1 protein-coding gene and 1 pseudogene are annotated in these 895 nt (G+C 49.6%); both read left to right on the forward strand.

The window, feature by feature from the left end:
* Positions 1 to 474 (forward strand): annotated as a pseudogene (locus OGY19_RS01775) (hypothetical protein); the annotation flags it as partial.
* Between the two features lie 38 nt (positions 475 to 512).
* Positions 513 to 842, forward strand: coding sequence for a toxin VasX (locus tag OGY19_RS01780; protein WP_286596194.1), 330 nt, complete (start codon positions 513 to 515; stop codon positions 840 to 842).
* Positions 843 to 895: the final 53 nt, after the last annotated feature.

The following is an 895-nucleotide window of genomic DNA, read 5'->3' on the forward strand; positions in this document are numbered from 1 at the left end:
GAGGAGTATCTGGTGTATGCCATCCACAAGCCGGAGGAGCAGTCCCTGTGCATGACGCCGGGGTGCTACCGGGGAAAGAACCAGGCGCGCCGCGCGGCAGTGCGTATCCCGCTACGGGTTTGCTATCTGTGCCTGGCAGTTGTCCTTATAACATTGCTGTGTTGCGATGGCATGGCATCATTTTACGATCCTATATTCTATATATTTATAGCAGGCACCATAGTTTTTCTGCTGGTGATGTGTCTGCTTCCCGCGGCCTGGTCAATTTATAAACATAAACCGTTACCGGAAGAAACGCTGTCAGAGGAGATATTCACCCTGCTGGGCTGGGAAAACGTGGCGGATATTAACCTGGATACGCTCCATAAACGGCGAAAAAAAGAGTGGCAGCGAACGGGGATCCCGCCAAATCCTCTGCGCAAAGGAACCCCCTTTGATCATTCAGGAATAAGAGCAGGCATTTTTTATTATTAATACGGATGTTGAATGGTTCTTAACGGCATGGATAAATTATGGCAAATCATAAATGTGACTGTATGTCACAGGGACCGGCATTACTACCTGTACGCTATGCGGTGGTTCCTGAATATATTAAAGAACCATTGCCGGCGTGGGCAAAACCTGGAATATCAGCTTACCCGGCGGAAAACGAAAACTACCACTATGCGCTACGCGCGATGCGCAGGGGATATATCTATTATCCGTACCTGACGGACTGGGAAGCGTGGTCGGTGTGCGATGACGGCAGTTTGTGGAAACAGCTGTCGGCGAAAAATGTTCTGGAGAAATCAGAGCCAGACTGTCGGCAGGGAACGACAGTGATGGCGGAAAGGATTTTCTGACGCTGCCTTATGAAGTCCTGGAGAATGATATCTGGATAGCATTCACGCAGTGT

The sequence above is a fragment of the Citrobacter sp. Cy070 genome (genome assembly GCF_030332245.1).
In the GTDB taxonomy this organism is placed as follows: domain Bacteria; phylum Pseudomonadota; class Gammaproteobacteria; order Enterobacterales; family Enterobacteriaceae; genus Citrobacter; species Citrobacter youngae.

Bases quoted from the DNA above. Each gene is read 5' to 3' on its own strand.
- OGY19_RS01780 (WP_286596194.1), top strand. From the start codon at position 513: ATGGCAAATCATAAATGTGACTGTATGTCACAGGGACCGGCATTACTA.